Consider the following 22,494-nt stretch of genomic DNA (forward strand, 5'->3'; position numbering starts at 1 on the left):
AAATATTATTTTCAAATCAATCTATGATACAAAACTTATTGTTTAACCATAAATAATATTGATAGTTTTTGTAAATTTATAGCCTTAAATTATCACTAATGACAATCACGCAATTACAATATGTATTGGCCGTAGCTAAATATCAGAACTTTACGCTTGCGGCAGAAAAAAGTTTTGTTACACAACCTACTCTTAGTATGCAAATTCAGAAGTTGGAAGATGAATTGGACATTCTAATTTTTGACCGTGGAAAAAAACCAATTCAATTAACCGAAGTTGGTAAAAAATTAGTAGATCAGGCAAAGAACATTGTGAACGAAGCTAATAGAATAAAAGATATTGTAGAGCAGCAAAAAGGGTTTATTGGTGGCGAATTTAAATTAGGTATCATACCTACAATTATGCCTACCCTACTACCCATGTTTTTAAGTAACTTTATTAAAAAATATGCTAAAGTTCAGCTTAAAATAGAAGAGTTAAACACAGAAGGTTTAATTCAGAAAATAATGGATGGTAACTTAGATGCCGCCATTGCTGCCACACCACTACAACATGAGCATATTAAAGAGCGTGTATTATATTACGAACCGTTTGTAGCGTACATACCACAAAACCACCGTTTATATACTAATAAGAAGATTGACACAACTGATTTAGCTATTGAAGATATATTATTGTTAGAAGACGGACACTGTTTTAGAGAAGGAGTTGTAAACCTGTGTAAAAGTGCCAAAGGCTTTAACGATGAACGTTTTCAACTAGAAAGCGGAAGTTTTGAAACTATGGTAAAACTAGCCAATGAAGGTTTAGGTATGACACTGTTACCTTACTTACACGCACTTGACTTAAAAGGTACAGAAAAAGAAAATCTGCATTATTTTAATGAGCCTACTCCTGCTAGAGAGGTAAGCCTTATATACCATAAAAGCGAATTAAAATTACATATTATAGAAGCATTGAGAGAAGTGATTATGGGAGTTATTAGAGGAGCCATTGCATTTCAGAATGTTCAAATAATAAGTCCGGTTGCTAAAAGATAACTAGTAAGAACTAGCATAAAACAAAATAGCCACCCGTAGGTGGCTATTTCTAGTTATTTAATAACAATAAGCATTCAGAAAGTTCAGGATTCTTCATTGTAAATCCTTGCAGCCATAATCTAAGTTCTTCTATCTCATAAGGTAAAAGCCTTTTGACTGCCTTTTCTAGCTCTTTTTTGAAGAGTATAGCATCAAAACTAACCTTTGCAAGTATAGTTTTTGTATACTCTAGCATAGCTCTAGCCATAGTGTATAGTATTTAGGTCACTTTAAAAATAACGTTTATATTGTAAAATAGTATGTTAAAGAACTGTTAATGTGAATATCTTCTCCATTAGAAGCCATTATCTCCATCCAGTAAATTACCCAATCCACCTAATATACTTCCCTCGCCTTTTTGCTTACCTCCACCTTGTGGTGCAGCCGCCAATACGCGACCTGCAAGTCTGCTAAATGGCAACGATTGTAAGTACACTACACCTGGGCCTCTTAAGGTTGCAAAAAACAATCCTTCACCTCCAAATATACTGTTACGTATACCCCCTATAAATTCAATATTATAATCTACATCTTGTGTAAAGCCAACTATACAACCGGTATCTACTTTTAAAACATCGCCCGGTAATAACTCTTTTCTCGCTAAGGTTCCACCAGCATGTACAAACGCCATACCATCACCCTCTAATTTTTGCATTATAAACCCTTCACCACCAAAAAATCCTCTTCCTAATTTTCTAGAAAACTCTATGCCTACATTCACACCTTTAGCAGCACATAAAAAGGCGTCTTTCTGGCAAATAAACCTACCTCTATACTTAGTTAAATCAATAGGTACAATTTTACCGGGGTAAGGAGATGCAAAGCTTACTTTCTTCTTTCCATATTCCGCATTTAAAAAAACAGTCATAAACAAACTTTCGCCAGTAAGTAATCGTTTCCCAGCAGAAAATAGTTTACCCATAACCCCTTGGCTTTGGTTAGACCCGTCTCCAAAAATGGTTTGCATACGTATTCCATCATCCATCATCATAAAAGTACCGGCTTCTGCCACAACAGCTTCTTGCGGATCTAGTTCTATCTCCACATACTGCATTTCTTCTCCAAATATTTCGTAGTCAATTTCGTGTGATGTCATTCTTTCTTTAATTTTTTAATTACCACTATAGGTTAGAAAAAATAAAATAATGTTACACTATTTTTTAGATTTCAATTTTATAGTCCATTCAAATTGAAAAACAGAAACCTCATCCCCCACTTCATCTTTTCCCACGGCTTCCATCCAAAAAGTTTGTCCTTCCCCTGTACTCACGGTGTCTGCTATAGCTTTTGCTATTTTAGCTCCATCTGTAGTAATAAAGGTTATTCTACCTACTGCTTTTTTACTAAACGTAGCCTTATTACTAGCCACAAGCATCGCAATTTTTTGATTGCTATCGTTTATAGCTTTCATCACTAATACTCCAGTAGCAAGCTCAGCTGTCATTCCTTGTACTGCCCAAAACATAGACCTAAAAGGGTTTTTGTTTATCCAACTTAACTTAGCGGTGGTTGTACAGCTATTCTCTGTAATAGATACTACCCTTACTCCGCATATCCATGCCGATGGTAACTTTACCATTAAAAAGGTATTCAGCTTTTTAGGTGTAAACTTCATACTTTAAATATACAGTATAAATTTTAAAATTTCTAACATAGCCTTTCGATAGCAATATTCTTAATTTTATGTTAAATTTAAGTACTATGTTTTGCATAATACCTTTTTTTAACCATATATTTGTATAAGAAAATAATAGGTTATGGATTCATCAATCACAAATCATCACAAAAACGTAGCTACTTTAATACAACTTTCTGTATTTAGTAAGTTTATTATTCCTCTAGGAAACTTTGTTGCTCCCATTATTTTATGGGTCTTAAATAAAGACAGAAGTAAGTTTATAGACGAGAATGGAAAACAAGCACTTAACTTTCAGTTAAGTATTTTAATATATAGCATGATACTGGCTGTTTTAGGCTTTTCAGTATTTGCTTATAACAATGAAAGTATCTGGAATTATATTCCCATGATTATGCGTCATGATCATTTTGTGATAGATGACTTTGGCCTTATTCAACAAAATCTTCTCTTTGGTATCTCGGCCATTGCCGTAGTTATTGCCTATAAAGTTTTTGAAATAGTTTGTGTGGTAACGGCAGCTATTAAAGCTAAAAACGGAGAAGCATACCAGTACCCTATTACCATTAAATTTTTAAAATAATCATATTCATCAATCAATCATCATCAATCAAAAAATGAACAGTTTAATCACATTCAAAGAAAAGGCTTATGAACATTGAGAACACCAAAGCGCAAATGCGTAAGGGGGTTCTGGAATATTGTATTCTGTCTATATTAAAAGACGAAGACAAATATGTTGCAGAAATTCTAGAAACCTTGAAAAACGCAAAGATGCTGGTAGTTGAAGGTACTATTTACCCTTTACTTACCAGATTAAAGAACTCCGGATTATTAAATTACCGTTGGGAAGAATCAACATCCGGTCCTCCAAGAAAATATTACTCGCTCACTGAAACCGGTAAAATTTTTCTGAAAGAATTAAATAATACCTGGGACGAATTGCAAAATGCGGTAACCGTTGTAACAACACAAAAACACTAAAAAACCATGAACAAGACGATAAACATAAACTTAGGAGGCATGTTTTTTCATATAGATGAAGAAGCTTTTTTTAAGTTACAAAAATACTTAGATACCATTAAACGCTCTTTAACTTCTGCTCAGGGTAGAGATGAAATTATAGCTGATATTGAAGCTAGAATTGCTGAACTATTTACTGAAAGATTGGTAAATGAACGTCAGGTAATTAACGCTAAAGACGTTAACGAAGTAATTGAAATCATGGGGCAACCAGAAGATTATATGGTAGATGAGGAAATATTTGACGATGAGCCATCTTACCAAAGAAAATCTGGCAGCAATAGAAAATCTAATACCAAACAATTGTTAAGAGACCCAGACAACAAATACATTGCAGGGGTGTCTTCAGGACTTGGCCATTACTTTGGTATAGATACCGTTTGGATTAGACTTATTTGGGTGTTATTTGTTGTTCTTGGTTTTGGATCGCCAATTTTAGTGTACATCATCTTCTGGATTGTTATGCCAGAAGCTAGAACCACTGCACAAAAACTATCTATGCGGGGGGAGCCGGTTAACATCAGCAATATCGAAAAAAAAGTAAAAGAAGGATTTGAAGATGTAGCCGACAGAGTTAAAAATGTAGATTATGAAAAGGTAGGAAACCGTGTTAAATCAGGCTCTCAAACAATTTTTGAAAGCTTGGGAAACGTTATCATCGCTATTTTAAAAATAATAGGTAAAATAGCGGGTGTACTAGTTATTATCATAAGTATTTCTATGCTTATTGGGTTATTTGTTAGCTTCATGATTGCACTTTTTGGTAGTAATCATGATGGGGTACACATACCTTTTCACTTAGTTGACAAATTCTTTTTACATGGTTTCCCTCTATGGGTGTTAATGCTGTTAATTTTCTTATCTATTGGTATCCCAACATTCTTCCTACTAATTTTAGGTATTAAGATAGTTGCTAGTAATGTAAAACCACTAGGTAATATTGGTAAGTATAGCTTACTAGCTGTTTGGATACTTTCTATTATAGGGTTAATATACTTAGGCATTAATAATAGTTTTGAAAATAGTGTTACTAGTACCCTAACAGAGAAAGAAGAATTTTATATTCAAAAAAATGATACGCTTACCATTGCCTTAATGGAAAATGAAATGTACGAGCAAACCTATAAGAAAAACGGACTTACGCTTATTGAGGAAGATGGTAAACAAATGGTAATGATGCATGATGTACGACTAGATATTAAACCTACCATTGATAGTGTTGCCTATGTAAAAGTTCAAAAAAGATCTAGTGGTCAAGATTATTCTCAATCTAAAGAGTTTGCAGAAGGTATTGAATATTATTATACAATAAGCGGTAGTACTATAAAAATAAAAGATTATTTGCTTACCGATTATGACAACGAGTATTTGAATCAGGATGTTTTTGTTACCGTGTATGTTCCTAGCAATACCTACATTAACCTAGACCACTCTATTAGAAATGTAATCCATGATATTAAAAATGACAAGCGTATTTATGACCGTAATATGCCAGAGTATAATTGGATTATGGGTAAAACAGAACTTGAATGTCTTGATTGTGAAGAAGATGAAGAAATAGAATTTGAAACTGAAGTCGAGACAGAAACTGAAAAAACTATTGAAGAAACTGAAGAAGAGCTAATTGAGTCTGATAAAACTGTAGATGAAAAAAAGTTTCTTGAAGTGGAAAAAATAACTACAGAAAAAGAAACAAAATAAGTTAAAAATAGTATTTTTATAACCAGAAAACTTACTTAACAGCTATGGAGCTATTATCTAAACTAATCATTACAATCATTTTAGTATTTTGCCAAATACTCTTAATGCTTTAATTAATAGTACTTTGTAAAGTAGCTATAGAAAGATCAATCATTAAACGTAACGTTTAATATGAACATAAAAAAACAGGTTGTTTTCACAACCTGTTTTTTAATATATAGCTTTTTCTAATCTCCTTAAGCTTCTTGATGTGCTTCAACCTCTGCTAAGTAACGTTCTGCATCTAGGGCAGACATACAACCTGTACCAGCAGCTGTAATTGCTTGGCGGTATACATGATCTGCAGCATCTCCTGCTACAAATACACCTGCAACGTTTGTTTTAGAGGTACCAGGCTTATTAATAATATACCCAGCATCATCTAACTCTAAGAAATCTTTAAATATTTCTGTATTTGGTTGGTGACCAATAGCAACAAAGAATCCAGATGCCGGAATTTCTTTTACTTCTTTGGTTACATTATTTTCAACTTTAATAGCGTTCACTACTTGTCCGTCTCCAATTACTTCCAACGTTTCTGTATTAAACAAAATATCTATATTCTCAGTTTTCTTAACACGCTCTTCCATAATTCTAGAAGCTCTAAACTCGTCTCTTCTAACCAACATAGTTACTTTTTTACAAAGTTTAGATAGGTAATGTGCTTCTTCACAAGCAGAATCTCCCGCCCCAACAATTACTACTTCTTTGTTTCTATAAAAGAATCCGTCACAAACAGCACAAGCAGAAACACCACCACCTAAACTTAAATAATGTTGTTCAGAAGGTAATCCTAAATATTTAGCAGAAGCACCTGTAGAAATAATAACCGTTTGCGCGTGAATTTCCTTTTCATCATTCACCCAAATCTTATGTATATCTCCAGAGAAATCTACTTTAGTTACCCATCCATCTCTAACATCTGCTTCAAAACGTTTTGCTTGTTGCTCCAATTGCATCATCATTTCAGGTCCTGTAATACCTTCAGGATATCCAGGGAAATTTTCAACATCGTTAGTTGTTGTTAACTGTCCACCTGGTTGCATTCCACGGTACATTACCGGACTCATATTAGCACGTGCTGCATATATAGCTGCTGTATATCCTGCAGGTCCCGAACCAATAATTAAACATTTTACTTTTTCTATTGTATCTGACATGATCTTCTATCTTATAGTTTAAAACAAAAATATTGTTTTTATCTTATTTGCAAAACAAACTTATTATCGAAACTATCTATATCTCTATAAATAAGTTTATTTCCTTATTTTAAGCTTAATTATTTTGTACTTTCTTAAAATTGCTATTTATTCTACATTACGTATTAGTTTATCTAATAATCCTTTTAAGGTTATCATTTCTTCTACGCTAAATTGAAAATTAGACGCTAATGCAACAGGTACTTGCTGAGCCTCTGTTTTCATTTGTTTTCCTTTATCAGACAACGAAATAATGATACTACGCTCATCTGTATCTGATCGTTTTCTGGAAAGCAATTCCATTTCTTCCATTCGTTTTACCAACGGTGTTAACGTATTAGACTGTAACAATAACCTTTCAGATATATAGGATAAAGAAACCTCATCTTTCTCCCATAACACTAAAAGCACCAAATATTGCGGATACGTTATACCAAAATCTTTTAATAATGGCTGATAGCACTTAGTTACCAAACGAGAAGCTGCATACAACGGAAAACAAATCTGATTTTCTAATTTTTGATAATCATTGGTAGGTTCCATAGGCGCTATAGTAATTTCTGTATTGTTTTTTCTATGGTTTCTGGCTTGGTGATAGGGGCAAAACGTTTAACAGGTTTTCCGTTTCTATCAATTAGAAACTTCGTAAAGTTCCATTTTATTTTACTACCCAATAATCCACCTAGTTCAGATTTTAAATACTTAAACACCTCATTCGTATTAGCTCCATTCACATCTGACTTAGCCATTAACGGAAAAGTTACCCCAAAATTAATTTTACAAGCCTGCTCTACAGTATCATTTGTTTCAGGCTCTTGATTTGCAAACTGGTCTGAAGGAAAACCTAACACCACTAATCCTTTATCTTTATAGGTTTCATGTAGTTTTTCCAACCCCTCAAACTGAGGAGCTAACCCACACTTAGTAGCTGTATTTACTATTAAAACTACTTTATCTTTAAACTCACTCATGGCAACTTCTTTTCCTTGAGGAGTTTTCGTTTTTAAATTATAAAATGCACTCATAATAATCTCACGCAATTAAATCGTTTACGATACAAATATACCAAAAAATAGGTTATATCGCAAACGATACAACCTATCCCCTTTTTATAATGATTTTGCCTTACGCTTTCTACGCAAAAGCATAAGTAATGTAATCATAACTCCACAAGACGCCATTCCTGCTCCTACCCATTCAGGCGAAGCATAACCAAAACCATAAGCAATTGGTAATCCTCCTAAATAAGCACCTAAAGCATTACCCATATTAAATCCAGCCTGATTTGCCGAAGATGCTAACATCTCTGACCCTTTAGATGCATTAATCATAAGCATTTGAATTGGTGAAGCAGTTGAGAATGCGAACATCGCTGTTACAAACGTCATTATTATAGTTGGTATTTTATAAGGCGCAACTAACGAAACAGATATTAAACACAACACCATTATAGACAATAAAATGGCTGTGGCTTTACCAGGAGAAACCTTATCAGCTAATTTTCCTCCAGCAAAGTTACCTACAGTCATACCTACTCCTGCCATACTTAATAAACCAATAATTACACTTCCTTCTGGAAAACCAGTTACATTAATAAGCAATGGTTTAATATAACTAAACCATGCAAAGAAACCACCAGTACCTACAGCAGTAATACCCAAGATAAACCAAGGCTCGGCATGTAAAAATACTCTTAAATCATTTTTAGCGTTTGATCTTGGTTTTTTTGGTAAATCTGGCATCCAAAAACTGATAGATGTTACTGCCAGTACTCCAACTATAGCAACCATCACAAAGGCATAGCGCCATGTGAAATTTTCTCCTAACCAAATAGCAAACGGAATGCCTACAATATTAGCAATGGTTAAGCCTCCCAACATCATTGCTATAGCACTTGCTTCTTTACTTTTATCTACCAATCTACTAGCTACTACTGCTCCTACTCCAAAAAAAGCTCCGTGAGGTAGCCCAGATAATAGTCTACTCAACACCATAAATTCATAATTGGATGCGAAAATAGCTAACGAATTAAATACTGTAAAGGCCAACATTAACGTCACCAATATTTTTTTAGGTGCATAATTACCTGCTATAAGCACCAATATAGGTGCTCCAATAACTACACCTATAGCATAGGATGCAACAAAGTGCCCCGCCTCTGGAATAGTAATACCAAAATCTTTAGCTACTTCGGGTAATATACCCATCATTAAAAACTCGGTTAATCCAATCCCAAAGCCACCAATGGCTAAAGAAATTAAGCTCTTTTTAAATAACATATACTTACTTACTAGGTTTTTGTAAATGCAAAAATAGCCCTTTACCATTAGGTAAAAAGCTATTCTATATTTTTAATTAACTACAACGAAATATGTTATAAACTACTTTTTCAACTTTCAAAATTTAACAATCCTATTACCACGAAAACGGATACGAATTGCCATTATTCATATTTAGTACGGCATTTTTACTACCTAAAAATTCAACAGTACCTCCATAAATTTCACTACTAGTGCCATTAAAAGTACCACTAAAGCTAACATTTGCACTTCCAGATAAAATTTCTAATGTAGCTTTATCATAGGTTAAGTTGCTAATTGTAATATTAATGGTACTATTTAAATCATACCCATTTCCTAGAGTTGATATTTGATTGCCTGAATTGATAACCTCTGAATTTACCACAAATACGTTTGACAATAATTCTAAACCTGATACTGCGATTTCTCCTACTGAGTCATCATCAGAAGTCATTCTATTAGAGGTATATTGCCTGCTAGATGAAAAGCTCATTGTAAAGGTTTCTGGTACTCCAAAAACAGTACAACTTAACATCCAATTCCAATCTGCTCCAACATAATAGGTAACTCCCCCTTGTGTTCCAGCTAATGTTACCTCATTTGCATAGGCTACTCCACAACTTATGGTAGGCTCATCAGTTTGTTTAGCTGCATCTTCAATAGTGCTAGCTTTTACTACCGCCTCATCTGTTTGTGTTATAGCTCCCCCTGTTTCAGGAGACATTGCATTAATAATTGTCTCAGCGGCAGCCTCTTCTTGGTTTATTGATCCAGAAGCATCATCACTATCTGAACAAGCAGTAAACATTCCTAAAGTTATAAGTAGTGTAACTACATACAATTTACTTTTTCTAACGATTTTGATTTTTTGAGTTTTCATAAATTAATTGTTTTTAATAATTCAAACTTGACACTTTTTCTACTATTGATACGTCTATTTTTGGGTTAACTGACTTATTTAAAGGGTCAATTATCTATACCTTATGGTGAGTTATTTGGTTCCAAAAATCTCTAAACCCTCTACCTATTAACACAAATGGATTGTTACTACTAAACCCAGACTTTAAACCATATACAGGCTTTTCTGTTTCTGGTATGTAGGTGTTAAATATTACATCCCAAAAGGCAAAAACTCCGGCAAAATTTTTATTGAAGTACTTCTTATTGTGAGAGTGGTGTACTCTATGTGCTGAAGGAGTATTTATGATACCTTCAATTAACGGGATTTTAGATATCATTTCTGTATGCAAAAAGAATTGATAGAAAAGATTGAGTACCAAACACACAACAACATAAGATATTGGTAGCCCTAAAAAAACAATTGGTATTAAAAATAATGGCAACAACACAAACGAAAACCAGTTAAGCCTATATGCCGTTAACAAATTAAATTTTTTACTTGTATGGTGGGTAAAGTGAAATGCCCATAAAAATGGGAATATATGAGATAACCGATGATACCAATAATATGCAAAATCTACCATCAGAAAAGTGAGTACAAATACCCAAATTTCCTCCGGAAAATTAAATATTCTGTAAGAGTAGGCTAAATCCAACACCCACATTAAATATCCTGATGATATTATTTTTATAAGTTGGAAACCTATAAAAATAACGATACTGGCAATACTATCATTTGTTTGATAAACCTTCTTACGGTTTATCAAATTCCAACTAATTTCTGCTACCAGTACTACCACTATAAAACCAATAGCAATAGCACCAAAAGATTTGTACATCATCATTTTCTTAAGTTTTTGTACAAAACTCAAAAAAAGATAACGTCATCTAATTTATAAAAGGGTGAAGTGTCTAAACATAAGGGTAAAACAATCTTAACTATCTAACCAACTTTTAAAAATACTTGCTTTGGCTTTACTTATTATAATCTGCTCTTCTGTAGTAGGGGTGGTTTTAACAAGTAGCCTTCCATTAAAATAAAAATCTATACTATCTATACTATCTCTGTGAAGAATAAACTGTCTGTTAGCTCTAAAAAAATCTGTTGGTTGTAATAGTGTATAAATATGTTCCAAGGTATCCTCAATCACATATTGTTTTCCTGTTTTAGTACAGGCTTTTACAATTTCATTTTTACTGTAAAACCATACTATAGAATCAGTGGCTACCGGAACCAGTTTGTTTTGATAATGTACCAAAAAACTCTTTTTATAAGATTGCTCTGGTTGTAATTGACTCAATACTTGTTTTAAAACGTCTTGTGATAAAAACTCATTGGTTATAGAGGCTGTAGTTAAAGATGCAAACTTAGCCAAGGCACTTTCAATATCTGCTTTATCATAAGGCTTTAAGATATAAGCTATTCCATGGGTATTAAAAGCTTCCAAAGCATATTCCTCATAAGCTGTTGCAAAAATGATAGGCTTGGACACTTCTACTTTTTTTAAAATTTCAAAAGAAATTCCATCTGTTAATCTTATGTCCATAAATAACAAATCAATAGCTTCTAAATTATTAGGCAACCAATTAATAGCATCTTTAACAGAACCCAACACATGCATTATTGAAATATCTACACTTATATCTTTCAATAGATACTCTAAGTTCCTAACATTTGCAGGTTCGTCTTCTATTATTACAACCTTTAATTTCATATTTATTTAATTTCTAACGGTAACGATACCATAAAAAAGCCTTCCTCTTGAGTAATCAAAATTTCTTCTTTGTACAATAATCTATAACGTTCTGCCAAATTAGATAAGCCTACCCCAGAACTATGCTCAACTATATTATTTATTTGAAGATTGTTTTTTACTACTAAGTAATTATCTTCTATATAAATGGTAACTCTTAGCGGTAATTCTTCAGAAGCATAATTATGCTTTATCACATTTTCTAATAAAGGTTGCAAACTCATTATAGGCAATTTAGATTGCAAATATTCTTGTGGTACATGTATTGTTATTTGAAGTCCCTTCTCTAATCGTATTTCTTGAAGCTGCGCATAGGCTTTTAATACTCTTAGCTCTTCCTCTAATAACACTGTGGTTTTATTCTGTACATTTAAAGTATACCTAAATATTTTAGATAAATTAGTAATAAATAATTGAGCCTTATTACTATCTTCTCTTACCAAGGCAGATAAATTGCTTAAGGAATTAAACAAAAAGTGCGGATTTAATTGTCCCTTGAGGTTATTTATTTCTGCATTAAAATAGGCTTCTTGCAACTGTTTATTCTCTCTTTCTTTTTCTTCTTTAGCTTCTAACAAAAGCATAAACCTAACCAGTATAATCATACAAAATGTTGTAAAACCAAATCTTAGCATAGTACCAAAAAAGCTCATAAAAAACACTTTGATATTATGAAAAATAACCGCCTGTGTTTTATAGGCAAAAAAAACACAGAATAGTGTTAAAAGTAAATTACCTAGCCAAAAGAAAGCATTCTTTCTGTTATTAAAATTACGCTTTAAATACCTTAAATTATAAAACCCTATTAACAAACTAAACAAGGTATTAGTAGATGCCTGATAAATAAGTTCAGGCATATTAAATTCCCAAAACCTATCGGCTAATTTTTCACCTGGTACAAGTAAAATAAGCTTATGTATATTAAGTATTAAACCTAATAAAATAGATACATAAATAACAATCTTATTTTCTAGCCTACTTATCATTATAGCACTTAAATTAAAAAATTCTAATCATAAAAGACCCCATTAAAAAATGGAGCCTTTTAAAACCAACCAACTATAAAAGTAACTAATACTAGCTGCTTAAGCTAACATTGTTTAAATTTATAATAAAACTATCTCCATTATCATAAGTTACTTTTGCTTCGTCCTCATTTAAGAACTCTAAAGTACCTTGATATGTATATACCACACCAGCATCTTCATATACCTGTTCTAAAGTAAACGTGGCTATTCCTTCATAAATTTTATGAGACGATTTTGAAACAGTTACTTCTTCATAGTTTATAGCCAATTCAAAAGTGTATCTTAAATCTTCATCATACAAAGCTTGCCAAGATCCATTTCTAGCATATATTCCTTCATAAAACTCATCATCAGAAGCAGCCTCTATACCAGTAACTGTATATTCCAATCCTATGGTATGCTCAAATTCACTGTTATAAGTTTCAAACTGCTGTAGAGCATCTAAATTATATGCTACATAACTCTCTGGGCTACAATAATTAGTATAGGTTTCATCATAGCTATATTCATAATTGATATTACCATAATAATTAGCCCCACTAAAACTATCTGAATTAGTTATTGTTTCTTCGCAAATTCCTTCTTGAATTTCTTCACTTGTTTGCTGTAGACTAGCTACAAAACCATACGAATTATATGCTATAGATGTTGCTAATATTTCTTCCGCATCATCAGAAGCATACACATATCTAACCACTACCACATCTTCGTCATCATCACAAGAGATTAGGGTTCCTAAAGCTAACAGTACTATAGCCCCTATTTTTAATTTTAGTTTTAATTTCATCATTACTTTTTTTAATCGTTTAAAGTTGAACTACTCGGTACTTTTTACTACCGTCTACCTTTACTACTTTGTAATAAACACCTTCAGCAACATAATATACCTCATCGTCTATCACCTTTTGTTGGGCACCTTCAGGCAGAACCTCTACAATGACTCCTGCAGGTGCTTCAACAACTTTATAGGTATCTGTGTTTTCTACTTGAATATAAAATACACCTGCGGCATAGTAATAGGGTATGCCAGCATAGTAAACCACTCTATGTGGAGGTAAAACCCTAACTACAACGGGGTGTACTACCACAGGAACTGGTGGGGGAACTCTTCTTACAACTGGGCGTACCACCGGACGATAATAAACTCTAGGAGCCCGATGTACCACAACAATTTGGCTGTTTGCTTTAGCAGATATCATCAATCCACCCAAAAGCATAAAAAATAAAACCTTATTCATTTCTAGCTTTGTATCTGCTTTTCATTTCCTTTTTCACCTCTTTTTGAATATCTAAATAGGAGTCGTATTGCGCTTCGGTTAAAATTTCTTTCACTTCAGCATTTTTCTTTTTCTGAATATCTTTTAAAGATTTCATTTTTGACATACGAGAATCGGTTGAAGCTCTAATTGCTTCTACTTGACCAAAGTACTTCACTTGAATTTCTTCAAATTGAACTTTTTGATCATCTGATAATTCTAGTGCTTGGAATTTTTCTTGAATCTCTGTTCGAAATAATTCACGGTCCTCTTCTGAAGTTTGACCAAAAGCCATTAGATTTACTAATAGCAATCCTACAATCAATAAATTTTTCATAACTATTATTCTTTAATTTCAGAACAATATTATTTAATTATCAATTGCTTAAGATGCTATAAAAAGGTGAAGTATCCTTTTTGTATGGTGAACCTACCCAAGCCGGGTATCTACTATTTATAATGGTAGTTTAAATTACTTATTACTATAAATATCAATATTACTTACAAAAGCTCTATATTTAAACAAGGCAACAAACACTACTCCTCCAATAGCATTTCCTAATAAAGCAAAACTTTGAAATTTTACATAATCTGCAAGGTTTATTTCTGGCGAAGTAATTAACCCTGCAAACACCTCTATACTACCAATAATACTATGGTGCAAACCTACAAACCCCATAGTTGCCGTAATTAAAAAAATTATTACAATACGGCTAATAGTATCTCTAGAAGATGTTATTAACCATGATAGTAAGCCCATCATCCAACCGGCTAAAATACCGCTTACAAAAATAACAAAGGGAGAATACCCCGTAACATGTAACGCTATACTTTCTACTACACTATTGTTTAAAACATTTAATTGGGGAGCTATCCAAAGAAGAACGGTAGCTATAATATAACCTCCTATTAAATTACCTAATATTACAGTGCCCCAAATTTTCAATAAACTCTTTACCGATCGTTTATTATTTAATACAGGCAAGGTAAGCAAAGAGGTCTGTTCGGTAAATAGAACAGACTGACCAAAAATTACAAGAATAAAACCTAGCGGATATACCAAGGCGATAAGCTTAAAAATAATACTCTCATCTACATAGGGCATTAAAAAATAGAAAAGAGCGGTCATTAACATATAGCTAAACCCTATTTCCATTCCAGCGGTTAAAGAACTTAAAAAAATACTTGCAGCACTTCTATCATAAACCTCTAGCCCCTCAAGTATTTGCTCTTTTAGTATTTCTCCGTGAGATTTAGCAGCATCTCTCGCAGACGGTTTAGATTTTTTTATTTCAGTATCTATTTTGTGCTGAATTGCCTCCTCTGAGGCTTCTGTATTATCTGTTTTGGCTTTATCCATAGTTGTATTAAAACTTAAAGATAAAACCAAAACAAATAAACAATTATTATTTTAAATCTATTTAACAGCCGTACTAACGTTTTGCAAACAACAGTTAAAATTATACCGTTGTAGTCTCTTCTACGTATTCAGAAGGAAGCACTAAAAATGGGAAAGTTGTATGATATCCTATTTTATAAATTTGAGATCCTAAAAATAATCTTTCAAAAAAGGTATGTTTATGCTTAATCATTACCAACAAATCTATTGGGGTGGTATCATCGTATTTAAAAATTGCTTCTTGAACACTGTTACCTTCAACTTCATCAAAAACTACATCTAAATCTTTCAATGAATTTTTAAGCATTTCTTTAGAGTGTACCTCGATTTCTTTAAGTGGTTTATCATTCACATTTACGTGTACTACATGCAATTGTGAGTTATTACGTTTCGCTACTTTTTTTAATAAATCTAACTGATAACTCTCAAAGTCTACTCCGTAATCGGTGGCTAAAACAATATTTTTAGGTTTTCTGTAACTAAACTCTTCTGGTATTGCTAATAAAGGACATTCTGCAACTTTTATAGCACTTACAGTATAGCTACCAAATAAAATTTCTTGAGCCCCAGTAGCCCCTTGTGTTCCCATTATAATAAGGTCTATACCCTCTGCTTTTACCAAAGTTTTTATCTGCTCATTTAACAAATTAACTGTAGCAACTTTTTTAAAGGAATGCTTATCATTTTTATATTTAGAACTTATTTCTTGCTCAAGAAGTTCTAATTCTTTAAAAGAGCGTTCTTTATATATTTCGTAGATACTACCATGTAAAATATTATCAGTATCGTAAATGGTATTTAATAAATAAAAAAGGCACTTTTCGTCTTTGTATAATTCCACGGCGTACTTGATAGCATTACGCGAATTATCTGAAAAATCGGTGGGTAATAATATCTTCTTCATGACCTTTAATTTTATACTTAAAGTTACTAAAAAAACAGGCCTTCAGAAAATGATATTCGTTATATTTTTTAACTCAAATCAACTATTTTCAATCAAAATAAGTAACCAGCTATGTGTGTGCTATTTAAACTTATATGCACCAATTGAGAGATTGGTAAAAAAGAAAGAGCCCTTTTTTAAAAAAGGACTCTAGCTACGATAAAAGGGTTAATTTCTATAATCCAACAAATCGTATATATTATGTTTATGATGCTGTTGTTGAAGCATTTTTAAAATACTTATTACGCAACCAAAAAGATACTTTAACCAATAAGATTAAAGCCGGAACCTCTACTAGTGGACCAATAACCCCAGCAAAAGCCTGCCCAGAATTTAATCCGAATACAGCAATGGCCACAGCAATGGCTAATTCAAAATTGTTACCTGCGGCAGTAAATGCTACTGAAGCTGTTTTATCATACGTACCTCCCATGGCTTTTGTAAAGAAAAAACCTGAAATAAACATTATGATAAAATATACTAACAACGGTACGGCAATGATAACAACATCCATAGGTATTTCTACAATCAACTCTCCTTTTAAAGAAAACATAACCACTATGGTAAAAAGTAATGCTATTAAGGTTAGCGGACTTATAGTTGGTATAAACTTTTTAGTATACCACTCTTCTCCTTTTAGAGGAACTAGTATAACTCTGCTTACAACCCCTAATGCAAATGGAATACCTAAATAAATAGCTACACTTTCTGCTATGGTAGCTATTGGTATGTCTACCAAAGCTCCCTCAAAACCAAAATAAGGAGGCAACACCGTAATAAAAAGCCAAGCATAAAAACTGTATCCAAATACTTGAAAAATACTATTAAGTGCCACCAAACCGGCACCGTATTCGCTACTCCCCTCTGCTAAATCGTTCCAAACAAGCACCATAGCTATACACCTTGCCAAACCAATAAGTATTAGGCCTATCATATATTCAGGGTATTCTCTTAAAAATATAATGGCCAATGCAAACATTAAAACAGGGCCTACAATCCAATTTAAAATGAGAGAAATAGATAGAATTTTCACATTTCTAAAAACCTTTGGCAACAATTTATAATTAACCTTTGCTAACGGTGGGTACATCATTATAATTAACCCAATAGCTATGGGTATATTGGTAGTACCTTCACTAAAAGAATTTATAGAAGTAGGTATAGAAGGTATAAAATAGCCAACACCTACCCCTATTGCCATAGCTAAGAATATCCATAGCGTTAAATTTCTATCTAAAAAACTTAGTTTTTTTGTACTTGATGCCATCATTAACTTATTTTAGAAAATACATACAACATTTCAGTAGCTATTTGAATGCTACGCTCCTTATACTTTTCAGCTTTTAAAGGACTATCATCAAAAGCTTTCGGGTCTTCAAAAGTAATAGGAATACGCTTTTCTGCTCCTGCAATAAATGGGCATCCTTGATCTGCTTGAGAACAGGTCATAATAGCCGCAAATTCAGCTGCTGGATTAAACGCATCATCAAACTTTTTTGAAAAACCTATAATAGGCTGCTCATTAACAGCATATTTAATAGCATAAACAGGATTTTTTTCCTCCGATAATTTAAAAACATCAAAACCTGCGAACTTTAATGTTTCCGCTACTTGTGGGTACAACGCTGTTGCCTCTGTACCACCTGAATAACAAAACACCTGAGCAACATTGTAATAAGAAGCCATTGTTTGCGCCCAAACTTGAGACAAATGACTTCTACGCGAGTTATGTGTACAAATAAAATTTAAGCGTACAGGCTCATTGTTAGCCACTTTGTGGGCTATAAAATCTATAAGTGGTTGTAATGTTTCTTTTCTTTCTGCAGGAATATCTTCTACAGATAAGGTTTCAATAAAATCTAAAAGGACTGTATTCATTTTGTGGGGTTCATTTTAAAATTAGCAACATCCTGTAGCAGGGTTACAACAAGATTCTGCACCTAATTCAGATAGTTTTACTTTTTTCTTTTCTTGCTTAGCGCCAGGTTTCTCTGCATATACGGTAATACTAAAAATACCTGTGTTACCATTTTGGAAAGATGTAATTTCTTCAGCAGATAAATACTTGCTTAAAATGTCTTCAGGTATGGTAATTGTTTTTTCTTTCTGAATAGTAACCCCAGTAAAACCAGCATTGGTTATGTGGTTTAAATAATCCTGTTTTTGGATAGCACCTGCTACACAACCCGCATACATTTCTGCGTCCTGTCTTAAAGCATCTGGTAAATCACCTACCAAAACAATGTCAGAAATACTAAAATGTCCGCCTGGTTTTAGTACTCTAAATATTTCTTTAACTACCTTTTCTTTATTAGGCACAAGATTTAAAACACAATTACTAACCACTACATCGGCTACGTTTTCATTAACAGGCATATCATCTATATCGCCTTCTCTAAACTCAACATTGTTGTAGCCAAGTTTTTCAGCATTAATTCGGGCCTTTTTTATCATGGCAGGCGTAAAATCTACTCCAATCACCTTACCCTCTGCACCTGTCTCATGCCTTGCTACAAAACAATCATTTCCTGCTCCAGAACCTAAATCTATCACGGTATCCCCTTTTTGTATTTGTGCAAAATGGGTTGGTAAACCACATCCCAAACCTAAATCGGCATCTTCAATGTACCCTTTAGTTTCAGAATAATCATCCATCATAATATTGTAAACCTTATTAGATGGCGTTGTAGCACCGCAACAAGATGCCGCATTTTCTGCTTTACCTTGTTCAGCAATTTTAGCATAACGCTCTTTCACTACGTTTTTTAATTCTTGCTCGTTTTTCATAACTTAAATGTTTTATTGCGATATTACGATTAATAGATTTAAATTTTTTTAGCAACAAGTTTTGTTACCAGCATTGGTATCTAAATCTAACAATCCATTCATTATAGTTTTCATTGTACTCCAATTCTCTTTATCTATACAGTAGCAAACACTAGTGCCTTCAATATTTCCCTTAATTAAACCCACATTTTTAAGTTCTTTTAAATGCTGGGAAATAGTGGGTTGTGCTAACCCTATCTCTTCCACCAAATCTCCACAAACACAAGCATTAATTTGAAATAAATATTGCAGTATTGCAACTCTTGCCGGATGCCCAAGAACTTTTGCATATATGGCTATCTGATTTTGCTCCTCAGAAAATATTTCACTTTTGGTTAACCCCATTCTTTTAATTTGTTTATTGCAATATTACGATAAATAATTTAACCTATCATCATTTTATAAAAAAAAGCCACCATCTAACAATGGTGGCCAAAGCTTAGTTTAACTAAAAAAACACAAAACACTTAAATTATTTTTTATTCACTATATAATTATGGTCAGGAACTATGGTAAATTCCTTTTTTTCAGAAATATATGTTCTCCCCAACCAATCTACAGCTTTAACTTCCAAAGTATGTTTCCCTAAGGGTAATTTAGAAGGCATACGCGAAGCCCAAATATGACTTGAAGGTAATGGTGTAGAAGGTCTAATACCCCATGGTAGTTTTTCTGCATGATCCCATTCATACTCAATATCTAATAAAAACTTATCCGATCTAAACTCTTTATCCATTACTTTCCAAGCTCCATCATCTACCCTATAGAAAACACTATCTCTAGGAGATCCCTGAAAAAAGTTTACCACAATTTCTCCTCTATACTTTTTAGTTTGTGGTACAATTTTAGGTATGTGCACACTAAACTTATGAGATATAGGGCTACCCGAAGCCTTGTACTCATAGGTATATGTATTATTGGTAATGGCTAAATAAGCGTATCCTTTTGGGGTACCGTCTCTCATTAGTGAAGCTGGTGTACCGTAAACATCTTCTGGCCCGTTATATACAGAACCTGAAGTAGCCCCCGGATTGTATTGATGATGAATCCCTTTATTAACCCAGCCTTCTTCTGGTGTAAAGAAATGATGATTTTGTGAATGTGTATGGCCTGAAACAGATAGCGTATAGTTATAGCCCTTTAGCAGGTTAAATAATTTTTGTACATCGCCCTCTCTAAACTGATCTGGGCCTGGTTCAAACTCATAAATAGGAATATGAAACCCTATTACAATTAGTTTATCTTTTGGTACAAAGGCTAAATCATTTTTTACAAAGGTTAAAATGTCTTCTCTAAAACCTCCCACATAACTTCTTTTGCCATTCGGGTCTGGAAATATTACATCATCTAACATAATGAAGTGCGCATTAGCATAATTAAAAGCATAATTAGCCGGACCGAAATACTTTTCGTAAGTCTCATCAGTCAACTCATCAATCGCCCCATCATTCACGTCATGATTACCTAATACATTATACCAAGGTATTCCTACTTTACTTAAACTATGTATGTATACATCGTATTGGTTTTTAGCTCCTAGATCTCCTAAACTAATTCCAAATGCTACATTCTCTACGCCTGCTACCTCATCTACTATGGCTTTTTCAAAGTACATAGCATTGGCCATATCATCTGCTTGAGGGTCTCCAAACAGTAAAACATTAAAATTGGAGTTTTCATCCTGTTTGTTCAATGGAAAATTCACATACTTTGGTAATTTACCTGTAGGTGCTACACCTCCATATTTATTTTCAGGAGAACCCTTTGGTTTATGTATATAATAAAATAACGGTTGATTTTCTTCATTTAAAGGAACCGCATATCCACTTGGTTTAATTACCGATACTATCATATCTTGTAATAATGGTAACTCATAATACCCCTTGTCATTAGTAGTAGTTACATCAATACCATTGGTTACACTAACATTAGCTATTCCGCTTTCTCTTCGCTCTTTTTTAGCATTGCCATTGGTATCTTCAAAAATGTATCCCTTTACAACATCTTGTGCTGCGGATGGTAGTATGTAGCCTATAAAAGCTAACAATCCTATAGTTAGTTTTTTCATCTGATTATTTTCTGGTATATCGCCCATCAGGAAAAGTATTTTCTTCTACCTTCTCTGATGATATAATTTCTTTAATTGAATTGAACTGATTTGATTCTTTGTGAAGCTCAAAAGCATCATATAACTTATTGGTTACCGTGTAAGCATTAAACTTTAAGGTATCTCCGTCAATATCTATAACCTGATATAATTGTGTATTTACCGCAGCCCTATCCATCCATCTCTTTTCTGTATTAATACCATACATTTTAGGGCCGGCAACAGATACTACATAGACAGGTCCGGTATGCCCTTTGGGTACCTCAATATTCTTTTGCTGATGAAAAGACCTACCATAAATATGATCGTGCCCCATTAAAACCAGGTCTACCTTATATTTTTCTAAAATAGGTAGCCAACTTGCACGCATTTGGGGATAATCTCCATAACGTCCATCCCTTGAGCTAAACATCGCATGATGAAAAGTAACTACTGTCCATTTCTGTGTGTTGGTTTGTAACGCATTTTCTAACCATGCAGCCTGCTCCTTCATATTTTCTTCTGAACGTAATGCAACAAAACTATTCAGCACAATTAGTCGCATTCCTGGGTAATCTATGTAATACACACTTTCTTCCAATCCTTTAGGGCCATTGGTAGGCAATTCAAACTGAGGTTGCCAAAAGAGTGATAGTTTATCTTCTTTATTTGTTTTAGAAACCGGATCATACTCATGATTTCCGGTAACGGGCACAAGTGTTTGGTTTTCGGCTATATGCCCTAAAGCTCCAAACCAATCATCCCATTGCTCATTATTGTGTCCTCTGTTTACACAATCACCAGCAAACAGCATAAACTTAGCATATGGTGCTTTTTTAAATGCAGCCCAAAATGAACGAGTACCCCATGATTTAATATCATTTTGTATATCTCCTAAATAAATAAATGAAAAAGGTTCTGGTTTACTACTTGCTGTTTGAAAATGATTCCATGCACTCCAAGCCGCATTATTAGCTCCTACCCTATATCTATACATAGTATTGGGCAATAGATTTGAAAGATGAGCTGTATAGTAATAATACGTTATTCCCTCTAGTGTGGTTACCTTTTGTACCAATGCCGTGAATACTTTTTCTCCAGCAGTGTCATAAGGCACGTCTGTAGCCAAAGCCACCTCAGCAATAGCGTTACTTACCTCTTTTGTAGTACGCCAAGTAACACTTTGGGTAGTACTAGGGTTATCATGCCAAGTAAGTACCACATGCTCTGGCACATCTGATTGACCATACCCTTTCTGAATACTTAATGTAACTAATAATAGCATTAAAAAGGCATAGCAACAATTTGTCACAGATTTTTTAATT

At 33.4% G+C, this 22,494-nt stretch carries 26 protein-coding genes; 4 read left to right on the forward strand and 22 right to left on the reverse strand.

Translation table 11 applies throughout. The annotated features are described in order from the left end of the window. Window positions 1-98 precede the first annotated feature (98 nt). Window positions 99-1,040, forward strand: a complete 942-nt coding sequence (locus Y10_RS13315; RefSeq protein ID WP_281765899.1) for a hydrogen peroxide-inducible genes activator — start codon at window positions 99-101, stop codon at window positions 1,038-1,040. Window positions 1,041-1,089: 49 nt separating this feature from the next. Here Y10_RS13315 and Y10_RS13320 read toward each other — a convergent pair whose 3' ends face one another. The 3 genes from Y10_RS13320 to Y10_RS13330 all read right to left on the reverse strand — a co-directional run bounded on the left by Y10_RS13320 (window position 1,090) and on the right by Y10_RS13330 (window position 2,694). Beyond that, entirely contained in the window at window positions 1,090-1,287 is a 198-nt protein-coding gene (locus tag Y10_RS13320) for a hypothetical protein (protein WP_281765900.1), read from the reverse strand. Between the two features lie 87 nt (window positions 1,288-1,374). After that, window positions 1,375-2,175, reverse strand: a complete 801-nt coding sequence (locus Y10_RS13325) for a TIGR00266 family protein (RefSeq protein WP_281765901.1) — start codon at window positions 2,173-2,175, stop codon at window positions 1,375-1,377. Between the two features lie 57 nt (window positions 2,176-2,232). Continuing rightward, window positions 2,233-2,694, reverse strand: coding sequence for a DUF4442 domain-containing protein (locus Y10_RS13330; protein ID WP_281765902.1), 462 nt, complete (start codon window positions 2,692-2,694; stop codon window positions 2,233-2,235). Between the two features lie 142 nt (window positions 2,695-2,836). Between Y10_RS13330 and Y10_RS13335 the strand changes: the two genes are divergently transcribed. The 3 genes from Y10_RS13335 to Y10_RS13345 all read left to right on the forward strand — a co-directional run bounded on the left by Y10_RS13335 (window position 2,837) and on the right by Y10_RS13345 (window position 5,439). Next, window positions 2,837-3,298 (forward strand): DUF4870 domain-containing protein, encoded by a 462-nt coding sequence (locus tag Y10_RS13335; RefSeq protein WP_281765903.1) that lies wholly within the window; start codon window positions 2,837-2,839, stop codon window positions 3,296-3,298. Between the two features lie 68 nt (window positions 3,299-3,366). Then, on the forward strand, window positions 3,367-3,699 hold the full coding sequence (locus Y10_RS13340; protein WP_281765904.1) for a PadR family transcriptional regulator: 333 nt from the start codon (window positions 3,367-3,369) through the stop codon (window positions 3,697-3,699). A 6-nt stretch (window positions 3,700-3,705) separates the two neighbouring features. After that, window positions 3,706-5,439: a PspC domain-containing protein gene (locus Y10_RS13345; RefSeq protein ID WP_281765905.1), complete on the forward strand. Its 1,734-nt coding sequence runs from the start codon at window positions 3,706-3,708 to the stop codon at window positions 5,437-5,439. A 236-nt stretch (window positions 5,440-5,675) separates the two neighbouring features. Here the strand turns inward: Y10_RS13345 and trxB are convergent, their stop codons facing one another. From trxB to Y10_RS13440, 19 genes are all read right to left on the reverse strand, one after another. Then, window positions 5,676-6,638 carry a thioredoxin-disulfide reductase gene (gene trxB, locus Y10_RS13350; protein WP_281765906.1) on the reverse strand — a complete coding sequence of 321 codons (963 nt, stop codon included), beginning with the start codon at window positions 6,636-6,638 and terminating at the stop codon, window positions 5,676-5,678. 147 nt (window positions 6,639-6,785) lie between these two features. After that, the gene (locus tag Y10_RS13355) at window positions 6,786-7,220 is read right to left on the reverse strand and encodes a MarR family winged helix-turn-helix transcriptional regulator (protein WP_281765907.1); all 435 of its coding nucleotides are present in this window, start codon (window positions 7,218-7,220) and stop codon (window positions 6,786-6,788) included. Between the two features lie 5 nt (window positions 7,221-7,225). After that, a complete protein-coding gene (locus Y10_RS13360; RefSeq protein ID WP_281765908.1) occupies window positions 7,226-7,702 on the reverse strand; it encodes a glutathione peroxidase in 477 nt (158 codons plus the stop codon). Window positions 7,703-7,786: 84 nt separating this feature from the next. Continuing rightward, window positions 7,787-8,956 carry an MFS transporter gene (locus Y10_RS13365; protein ID WP_281765909.1) on the reverse strand — a complete coding sequence of 390 codons (1,170 nt, stop codon included), beginning with the start codon at window positions 8,954-8,956 and terminating at the stop codon, window positions 7,787-7,789. A 136-nt stretch (window positions 8,957-9,092) separates the two neighbouring features. Next, window positions 9,093-9,857 (reverse strand): hypothetical protein, encoded by a 765-nt coding sequence (locus Y10_RS13370; RefSeq protein ID WP_281765910.1) that lies wholly within the window; start codon window positions 9,855-9,857, stop codon window positions 9,093-9,095. Window positions 9,858-9,951: 94 nt separating this feature from the next. After that, window positions 9,952-10,722, reverse strand: coding sequence for a sterol desaturase family protein (locus tag Y10_RS13375; RefSeq protein ID WP_281765911.1), 771 nt, complete (start codon window positions 10,720-10,722; stop codon window positions 9,952-9,954). Between the two features lie 90 nt (window positions 10,723-10,812). Further along, a complete protein-coding gene (locus tag Y10_RS13380; protein WP_281765912.1) occupies window positions 10,813-11,592 on the reverse strand; it encodes a LytR/AlgR family response regulator transcription factor in 780 nt (259 codons plus the stop codon). A 2-nt stretch (window positions 11,593-11,594) separates the two neighbouring features. Then, window positions 11,595-12,617 (reverse strand): sensor histidine kinase, encoded by a 1,023-nt coding sequence (locus Y10_RS13385; RefSeq protein ID WP_281765913.1) that lies wholly within the window; start codon window positions 12,615-12,617, stop codon window positions 11,595-11,597. A gap of 91 nt (window positions 12,618-12,708) precedes the next feature. Next, on the reverse strand, window positions 12,709-13,446 hold the full coding sequence (locus Y10_RS13390; RefSeq protein ID WP_281765914.1) for a hypothetical protein: 738 nt from the start codon (window positions 13,444-13,446) through the stop codon (window positions 12,709-12,711). Between the two features lie 19 nt (window positions 13,447-13,465). Then, window positions 13,466-13,897: a DUF6515 family protein gene (locus Y10_RS13395; protein WP_281765915.1), complete on the reverse strand. Its 432-nt coding sequence runs from the start codon at window positions 13,895-13,897 to the stop codon at window positions 13,466-13,468. Then, window positions 13,890-14,252, reverse strand: a complete 363-nt coding sequence (locus Y10_RS13400) for a hypothetical protein (RefSeq protein ID WP_281765916.1) — start codon at window positions 14,250-14,252, stop codon at window positions 13,890-13,892. Before Y10_RS13400 ends, Y10_RS13395 begins: the two co-directional genes overlap by 8 nt. Window positions 14,253-14,387: 135 nt before the next feature. Beyond that, the gene (locus Y10_RS13405) at window positions 14,388-15,275 is read right to left on the reverse strand and encodes a formate/nitrite transporter family protein (RefSeq protein ID WP_281765917.1); all 888 of its coding nucleotides are present in this window, start codon (window positions 15,273-15,275) and stop codon (window positions 14,388-14,390) included. Window positions 15,276-15,375: 100 nt separating this feature from the next. After that, window positions 15,376-16,218 carry a universal stress protein gene (locus tag Y10_RS13410; RefSeq protein ID WP_281765918.1) on the reverse strand — a complete coding sequence of 281 codons (843 nt, stop codon included), beginning with the start codon at window positions 16,216-16,218 and terminating at the stop codon, window positions 15,376-15,378. Window positions 16,219-16,462: 244 nt separating this feature from the next. Then, a complete protein-coding gene (arsB, locus tag Y10_RS13415) occupies window positions 16,463-17,527 on the reverse strand; it encodes an ACR3 family arsenite efflux transporter (RefSeq protein ID WP_281765919.1) in 1,065 nt (354 codons plus the stop codon). Continuing rightward, entirely contained in the window at window positions 17,527-18,135 is a 609-nt protein-coding gene (locus tag Y10_RS13420) for an arsenate-mycothiol transferase ArsC (protein WP_281765920.1), read from the reverse strand. The genes arsB and Y10_RS13420 overlap by 1 nt, the downstream gene beginning before the upstream one ends. A gap of 21 nt (window positions 18,136-18,156) precedes the next feature. Then, window positions 18,157-19,044, reverse strand: coding sequence for an arsenite methyltransferase (locus tag Y10_RS13425; protein ID WP_281765921.1), 888 nt, complete (start codon window positions 19,042-19,044; stop codon window positions 18,157-18,159). Window positions 19,045-19,092: 48 nt separating this feature from the next. Then, window positions 19,093-19,428 carry an ArsR/SmtB family transcription factor gene (locus Y10_RS13430; protein WP_281765922.1) on the reverse strand — a complete coding sequence of 112 codons (336 nt, stop codon included), beginning with the start codon at window positions 19,426-19,428 and terminating at the stop codon, window positions 19,093-19,095. A gap of 127 nt (window positions 19,429-19,555) precedes the next feature. Then, a complete protein-coding gene (locus Y10_RS13435; RefSeq protein WP_281765923.1) occupies window positions 19,556-21,151 on the reverse strand; it encodes a calcineurin-like phosphoesterase family protein in 1,596 nt (531 codons plus the stop codon). Window positions 21,152-21,155: 4 nt separating this feature from the next. After that, window positions 21,156-22,481 carry a purple acid phosphatase family protein gene (locus Y10_RS13440; RefSeq protein ID WP_281765924.1) on the reverse strand — a complete coding sequence of 442 codons (1,326 nt, stop codon included), beginning with the start codon at window positions 22,479-22,481 and terminating at the stop codon, window positions 21,156-21,158. Window positions 22,482-22,494 lie beyond the last annotated feature (13 nt).

It is taken from the genome of Neptunitalea lumnitzerae, assembly GCF_027924185.1.
Lineage (GTDB): Bacteria > Bacteroidota > Bacteroidia > Flavobacteriales > Flavobacteriaceae > Neptunitalea > Neptunitalea lumnitzerae.